We start from the raw sequence: 7,466 nt of genomic DNA on the forward strand, positions 1-7,466 counted from the left end.
GGGGAGGGGGAGCGGAGTGGAACTGCGTCTCCATCCGGGTCAGCGTCTCGAGCTCGCCGTAGTCGAGGAAGATCCCACGGCAGTTGTCGCACTGCTCGATGTGGACGCCGTTGCGCTCATAGGTCCGCATGCTTCCGCGGCACTTAGGGCATTGCATCTAAGTCGCTCTCCTTGGCTCTGAGGTCTCCAGCCTGAAACCTACCTCGCGCAACCCCGTCACGCCCGGACGATTCTGTTGCACGCCTCGACCAACGAATACTCCACCTCGTCCAGTTCCCGGTTCTCGCGTTCGGCGTTGACCACCGCGACGGCGGCGAGCTGGACGGTGAGCGCCCTGGCGGGCACGTCGAGGCGCTGCCACGGGTCGTCGCCCTGGCCCAGCGCCGGCCCGCCGGAGGCCTGGTAGGCGCCCAGGAACCTGGCCCACACGTCCGGGTCGAGCAGCCCCGCGGCGTACCAGGCGGCCGGCCTGGCCAGATCCCACGCGGGATCGCCGACGCCGAGATCGTCGACGTCGATGAGCAGCCACCCGTCGCGGTCGACCAGCTGGCCCAGATGCCAGTCGCCGTGCGTGAGCAGCCCCGGCCGCGGGTCGGTCGCGGGCAGGCCCATGAACGCCCTCCTGACGAGCCGCGCGACCGGGCCGTCCCCGGACATGCGCCCCACCGCGCGGGCGGCCCTCGCGGGCCCACCGGCCGCGGGGAGAACCGGCAGCAGCGTCAGGGGGACGGCGTGCAGCCTGGCCAGCAGCCTGGCCCCCTCCTCCCACGGGGCGTGGACCGGATCGTCGTCGTGCGCGACGGGCCGCCCCGCGGGCCACACCGTCACCGCGCGCCCGGCCACCGTCAGCACCTCGGGCTCCAGCGGGGCCAGCATGACGCCGCTCGCCGCGGCCGAGGCCGCGGCCCGCAACCTCGGCCGCAACGCCCCGGCGTCGTCACGCGCCGAGTGAGCCTTCACCACCACCTCGCCCCGGCGTACCACCACGACATCGGTGCGGGTCGGGTGTAACTCGGGCGTGCCCGTGCCGCCGTACGCCCCGGCGACGCCCGCCAGCTCCGCCTCCAGAGTCACCAGTACAGACTAGAGGGCATGAGAGTGGGTTTCGCAGTACCCCAGTCAGGGCCCTGGGCCACCCCGGCCAACATGCGCCGCGTCGCCACGCGGGCGGAGGAGCTCGGCTACCACGAGCTGTGGACGTACCAGCGGCTGCTGTACCCGGTGGGGCATCCGATGGGGCCGACCTACCGCGCCGTGCACGACCCGCTGGTCACGCTGGCGCACCTGTCAGGGGTGACGAGCGGGATCGGTCTCGGCGTCGCCGTGGTCAACGCCTACGTGCCGCCGGTGCTGATGGCCAAGCAGCTCGCCACGTTGCAGACGGTCGCGGGCGGCCGGCTCACCGCCGGGATCGGGCTGGGCTGGCTGCCCGAGGAGTTCACCGCCACGGGCGCCGGCATGGAGGGGCGCGGCCGCAGGGGTGAGGAGTTCGTCGAGGTGCTGCGCAAGGCGTGGCGCGACGACGTGGTCGAGCACGACGGCGCCTTCTACCGGGTGCCGCCCTCCCACATCGACCCCAAGCCGGCGCCGGCGCCGCCGCGCGTCCTGCTCGGCGGCACCGCCGAGGTCGCGCTGCGCCGCGCCGCCCGGCTGGCCGACGGGTGGGTGAGCTCCAGCAGGGAGGATCTGTCAGGCATCGCGGGCAGGGTGGAGCTGATCAAGAGGGAGCTGGCGGCGTCAGGGCGCGACGCGACCGGGTTCCGGTTCGTGTGCAGGGGCGTCACCCAGGTGCGGCCCGGCGACGAGGACCGCCCGCTGACGGGCACGTACGACAAGATCAGGGCCGACGTGGCCGCCCTGGCGGCCCGCGGCGTGACGGACGTCTTCCACGACCTCAACTTCGACCGCGAGATCGTCACCGCCGGACCCGGGGAGGCGATGCGCCGCGCGGAGGAGGCCCTGGAGGCGCTGGCGCCCTAGCCGCCGTACGGCACCGTGATGATCTCCAGGTTGTGGCCGTTGGGATCCTCCCAGTAGAGGCCCCGGCCACCGTCGTTGGTGTTGATTTCGCCCGGCCGCCGGTGGTGGGGATCGGCCCAGTAGGTCAGGCCGCGCTCCTCGATGCGTGCCTTGATCAGGTCGAACTCCTCCTCGCCGACCAGGAACGCGTAGTGCTGCGGATGCACGGGCCCGCCGGCCTCGACGACGTCGAGCGAGACGTCGTTGCCGAGCCGGACGACGCGGAACGGGCCGTAGACCGGCGGCGGCTCCAGCCCCAGGACGTCGGCGAGGAACGCGGCCGTCGCGTCCCGGTCCTTCGCCGCCACGATGGTGTGGTTCAGGTGGACAGCCATACTCGCAGGCTACGCCAGTGCCACGGGGAGCGTGCCGACGCCGTTGACGAAGTTCGACGGCAGCCAGGTCACCGGACCCGTCACCGTGATGGCCGACACGCTCGCCCGCAGCTCGGCCAGCAGCGCGCGGAGCTCGGCGCGGGCGAGCTGGGCGCCCAGGCAGAAGTGCGGGCCGTGCCCGAACGTCAGGTGCCGGTTCGGTGTCCTGCCGACGTCGAACCGGTCCGGGTCGTCGAAGACGGCCTCGTCACGGTTGGCCGACACCGTCCACAGCGCCACCGCGTCACCGGCCGCGACCCGCCGCCCGGCCAGCTGCGCGTCCCGCGTGGCGACCCTCCCGACGTGGGCGGCCGGGGTGGTCCAGCGCAGGATCTCCTCGACGGCCGGATCGACGAGCGCGGGGTCCTCACGCAGACGCGCCCACTCCTTGTCGTACGTGGCCAGTGCCAGCAGCCCGCCGGCCATCGCCAGCCGGGCCGTCTCGTCGCCGCCGATGATGAGGTTGTAGCAGTTGAGCAGCACCTCCTCCTCGGTCAGGTCGCTGCCGACGAGCAGGCTGATCACGTCGTCGCCCGGCGCCGTCCTGCGCCGGGCGGCCAGGCGCGTGTAGTAGAGCAGGATCTCGCTCTGGGCGATCATCGCCGTCGGCGGTGTCCTGCCGGCCCGCTCCGCGGCCGGGGTCTCGCCCAGCATGGCCTCGCCCGTCAGCTCCAGCACGCGTTGCCGGTCCGCCTCGGGGACGCCGAGCAGCTCGCAGATGGCCCGCAGCGGCACCTGCGCGGCCACCTCCGCCACGAAGTCGCCGCCGCCGCGGCGTACGAGCGCGCCGAGCAGGTCGCGGGTGGCCTCCTCGATCGAGCGCGTGACGGTGCCGAGCGTACGCGGGCCGAAGCCGGGCGTCAGCAGGCGGCGCAGCCGGGCGTGCCTGGGCCCGTCCGTGACGACCAGCATCTTCCCCGCGCCGGGGTCGTGCCCCCGCAGGAGGGTACGCAGCATGTTGCCCCGCAGCGAGCTGAACGTCTCCGGGTCGCGTACGACGCGCAGCACGTCGGCGTGGCGGGTCACGCTCCAGAACCGCTCATGCCTGCGCACCGGGTCGTGGGCGCGCAGCCAGCGCCATACCGGGGTGAGGTCGTGGGTGGCGTGCAGCTCGGGATCGAGCAGGTCGAGCGCGTCGATCCCGGCCGGGTCCGGGCTGGGTCTCATGCTCCGAACTCGTCCAGGAGGTCGCCGAGCGGGTCGTCGTCCGGTTCGCTGAGCACGCGCGAGATGAGCTCCTCCAGGGGCAGCTCCTCGAGGAACAGTTCGATGGGGGCCTCCAGGCCGAAGCGGTCGCGCAGCTCGCCGACCAGGAAAACGGCGGTCAGGGAGTCGCCGCCGACGGCGAAGTACGTCCTGCCCAGGTCCTCGGTGCCGGTCAGGTCCAGGGTGGTGAGAAACAGATCGGTGACCGCGGCCCTCGTGTCCTGCGGCTGTTCCGGTCGCGGTGGCGGCGGTGCTCCGACGGTGAGCGCGCCGTGGTGCTCGCCCGCGAACGGGTACGTGGGCAGGTGGGCCCGCCGCCCGCCCGTCCGCGGCCAGACGACGTCCTCACCCCGCACCCACGCGTCACCCGGAACGGAACGGCCGCGCGCCATTTCTCCGGCCGCCGCTTCTCCGCGCGCGGCGAGCGCGTCCAGGGCGGCGGCGGCCTCGGCGCGGGTCGTGGCGGACACGTAGGCGCGGGCGTCCAGGGCGGCGCGGCCCGTGGCCAGGGTGCAGGCGACGTCGGCCAGCGAAGGCGCGCCCGGGGCGCGCAGCGCCCGCGCCAGCCGTCCCGCCGCCGCGGCGAGCTGGGCGGGGGTTCGCGCCGACAGCGGCAGCACCAGCGGCGGTCCGTCCCCGCGAACCGGGGCGGGCCCGTCCGTTCCGTGCGCCACGGCGGGACCGTCGTCCCCGCGACGCAGGGCCGCCGCGCGCGTCGCCGTGCTCGGAGCGGGAGCGGGCGGTTCCTGCAGGACGACGTGGACGTTCGTGCCGCCGATGCCGAGGGACGAGACCCCGGCCAGGCGCGGGCCGCTCACGGGTGGGGCCCACTCCGTGGTGGCGGTGAGCAGGTGGAACGGGGTGGAGCCGAGATCGAGGTCGGGGTGGGGGCGGGTGACGTTCACCGTGGGGACCATCGTGCGGTGGCGCAGCATCAGCGCGGCCTTGATCAGCCCTGTGACGCCCGCCGCCGCGTTCAGATGGCCGACGTTGGACTTGACCGAGCCGATCGCGCACCCCTGCGCGCCGTCGACGGCCGCGGCGGCGGCCGCCACCTCGATGCGGTCGCCGAGGTCCGTGCCGGTGCCGTGCGCCTCCAGGAACTGCGCGTCCGCGGGTTCCAGCCCGGCCGCCGCCCACGCCTCGACGATGGCGGCCGTCTGCCCGTCCACGCCGGGCGCGGTGAACCCCACCCGCCCCGCGCCGTCGTTGCTGAGCGCCGTGCCGCGGACGACCGCGTGGATCGGGTCGCCGTCGGCCAGGGCGTCCTCCAGGCGCTTGAGCACCACCAGCCCGACGCCGTTGCCGCCGACGGTGCCCGCCGCCTTCTCGTCGAAGGGCCGGCACCGCCCGTCGGGGGAGAAGATGCCGCCGGGCTCGTACAGGTATCCCCGCTTGTACGGCGTGTCGATCGACACGCCGCCGGCCAGCGCCAGGTCGCACTCGCTGAGCAGCAGCGCCTGGACCGCCAGGTGCACGGTGGCCAGCGACGTCGAACAGGCCGTCTGCACGGTCACGCTGGGCCCGGTCAGGTTCAGCCGGTACGACACCCACCCGGCCATGAACTCCCTGTCGGTGAACATCCGCACCTGCATGGGCCCGAGCCTGGCCCGCAGCCCGGCATCGAGCTGCGCGGCCAGCGCGTGGTCGCTGGGCTCGCCGCCCACGTACACGCCGGTCCTGTCGGGCGCCGCGCGGGGGTCGTACCCGGCGTCCTCCAGCGCCGACCACGCGGTCTCCAGCAGTAGCCGCGCCTGCGGATCCAGCGCCCGCGCCTCCGCCGCGCCGAACCCGAACAGCTCGTGCTCGAACCGGCCGGCGTCCGCCAGGTACCCCTTGGACGGCACGTAGCCGGGGTGGCGCAGCTCGTCGGCGGGTACGCCGTCGGCCAGCAGCTCCTCCTCGTCGAAGTCGGCGATCGAGCAGACGCCGTCGCGCAGGTTGGCCCAGAACCCGGCCACGTCGCGGGCTCCGGGGAAGCGGCCGCTCATCCCCACGATGGCCACGGCCGGTGCGTCGGTCATTCGTTACCGCCTTTCTGTGCGTTCCTGCGCGCGGCGAGCCGTTCACGCCTGCTCCGGCCGCGCCGCCTGGCCTCGCCGGCGTCCGCCGGGGATTGGGTGCCCGCGGGGCGATCGAGCCGGTCGGCGAGGGCGGCGACCGTCGCATGCCGGAAGAGGTCCACCAGCCTGAGCCCGCCGTCCCTGCCGCGCTCGCGCAGCGCCGCCAGGACGGCCAGCAGCCTGATCGAGTTGCCGCCAAGGTCGAAGAAGTTGTCGTGCGCGCCGACCTGCGCCCCCGTCGGGGGGAGGCCGAGCGCGTCGGCCCACACCTCCGCCAGCAGCCGCTCGGTGTCCGTGGCGGGGGCGACGTACGGGCGGCCCAGGTCGGGACGGGTCGGCGGCGGCTCGGGCAGCAGCGACCTGTCCACCTTGCCCGACCTGTTGACGGGCAGCTCCGGCAGGAACACCACCGAGTCGGGCACCATGTAGCCGGGCAGCCGGTCGCCGAGCCACGCCCGCAGCTCCGCGGCGGGTGCCGGCTCCCCGCCGGCCACCACGTACACCGCCAGCCGGTCACCGCGCACGGACGCCGCCGCCACCGACACGCCGGGGTGCGCCGCGAGCACGGTCTCGATCTCGCCCAGCTCCACGCGGAAGCCGCGCAGCTTGACCTGCGTGTCCACCCGGCCCAGGTAGGACAGCACCCCGTCGGCGTCGTACCTGCCGAGGTCGCCCGTACGGTACATGCGCCCGCCCGGCGGCCCGTACGGGTCGGCCACGAACCGTTCGGCGGTCAGCCCCGGCCGGTTGGCGTAGCCCCTGGCCATCCCCGACCCCGCCAGGTAGATCTCCCCGGTCACGCCCACGGGCACGGGACGCAGCCGCTCGTCCAGCACGTACGCCCGCCCGTTGGCGACCGGCCGCCCGATCACCACGGGCCGCCCCGGCGACAGGTCGGCCGTGGTGGCGTAGACGGTGGTCTCGCTCGGCCCGTACGCGTCCACGATCCGCCGCCGCGGTGTGGCCCAGCGCTCGACCAGCTCGGCCGGGCACGCCTCGCCGCCGACGGCCAGCGTGCGCAGGTCCGGCAGGAGACTCTCGCGGGCGTCCGGCGGGCAGGGCAGCGACATGGCGGCCGACGGCGGCAGGAAGGCGTAGGTGATGCGGGAGTCGCGCAGGCGGGCGTACAGGTCCTCGCCGAGCCGCTCGCACTCGGCGGCGATGTGCAGCTCCGCCCCCGCGACGAGGGAGAAGACCACGTCGGACACGGCCACGTCGAACCCGAACGACACGTACTGCAGCACCCGGTCGTCGCCGGTCACGGGGAACTGGTGGCGTACGGCGGTGGCCAGGTTCAGCAGGGCCCGGTGCTCCACGGCGACGCCCTTGGGGGTGCCGGTGGAGCCGGAGGTGTAGAGGACGTAGGCCGTGTCGGCGGGCCGGGGCCGCGCCGTGAGCACGGGTCCGACCGGGGGGAGGGGGTCCTCGCCACTCGGGGTGGCGACGGGCACGCCGAGGTCCACGGGGCCGTCCGCGATGAGCAGCCGCACCCCCGCGTCGGCGATCATGAACTTCAGGCGGGCGGCCGGATGCCCGGGGTCGAGGGGCACGTACGCGCCGCCCGCGCGCAGCACGGCGAGCGCCGCCACCACCATGTCCGCGCCTCTGGCCAGGCAGAGCCCCACGGGGATCTCCGGCCCGACGCCCGCCGCGCGCAGCCGCTCCGCCAGCCGGTCGGCGCGCTCCAGCACCTCGCGGTACGTGAGCGTGGTGGAGCCGCAGACGAGCGCGGTGGCGTCCGGACGCTCCGCGGCCCGCTCGGCCACCAGGTCGGGCACCAGGCGGGTCGCGGTGGGGGCGGCCG

General features: G+C 74.7%; 7 protein-coding genes. 1 reads left to right on the top strand and 6 read right to left on the bottom strand.

Going from position 1 to position 7,466, the window contains the following annotated elements; all coding sequences use genetic code 11:
* Together E1267_RS41380 and E1267_RS41385 are read right to left on the bottom strand one after the other, a co-directional pair.
* Window positions 1-157: TFIIB-type zinc ribbon-containing protein (locus tag E1267_RS41380; protein ID WP_165960093.1), on the bottom strand; the 157-nt coding region annotated here is incomplete at its 3' end.
* Between the two features lie 59 nt (window positions 158-216).
* On the bottom strand, window positions 217-1,074 hold the full coding sequence (locus E1267_RS41385) for an aminoglycoside phosphotransferase/kinase family protein (protein WP_132341409.1): 858 nt from the start codon (window positions 1,072-1,074) through the stop codon (window positions 217-219).
* An 18-nt stretch (window positions 1,075-1,092) separates the two neighbouring features.
* On the opposite strand from E1267_RS41385, the gene E1267_RS41390 reads away from it, so the two are divergent.
* The gene (locus E1267_RS41390; RefSeq protein ID WP_132341411.1) at window positions 1,093-1,980 is read left to right on the top strand and encodes a TIGR03619 family F420-dependent LLM class oxidoreductase; all 888 of its coding nucleotides are present in this window, start codon (window positions 1,093-1,095) and stop codon (window positions 1,978-1,980) included.
* Here E1267_RS41390 and E1267_RS41395 read toward each other — a convergent pair.
* The 4 genes from E1267_RS41395 to E1267_RS41410 all read right to left on the bottom strand — a co-directional run.
* Window positions 1,977-2,354 (bottom strand): VOC family protein, encoded by a 378-nt coding sequence (locus tag E1267_RS41395; RefSeq protein WP_132341413.1) that lies wholly within the window; start codon window positions 2,352-2,354, stop codon window positions 1,977-1,979. The two genes, E1267_RS41390 and E1267_RS41395, sit on opposite strands and share 4 nt — an antisense overlap.
* A 9-nt stretch (window positions 2,355-2,363) precedes the next feature.
* Entirely contained in the window at window positions 2,364-3,560 is a 1,197-nt protein-coding gene (locus E1267_RS41400) for a cytochrome P450 (protein WP_132341415.1), read from the bottom strand.
* Window positions 3,557-5,623, bottom strand: coding sequence for a type I polyketide synthase (locus E1267_RS41405; protein ID WP_132341417.1), 2,067 nt, complete (start codon window positions 5,621-5,623; stop codon window positions 3,557-3,559). The genes E1267_RS41400 and E1267_RS41405 overlap by 4 nt, the downstream gene beginning before the upstream one ends.
* Window positions 5,620-7,466 (bottom strand): non-ribosomal peptide synthetase (locus E1267_RS41410; protein ID WP_132341419.1); only part of this gene is annotated, 1,847 nt, incomplete at its 5' end. The genes E1267_RS41410 and E1267_RS41405, both read right to left, overlap by 4 nt.

The organism is Nonomuraea longispora (genome assembly GCF_004348345.1).
Lineage (GTDB): Bacteria > Actinomycetota > Actinomycetes > Streptosporangiales > Streptosporangiaceae > Nonomuraea > Nonomuraea longispora.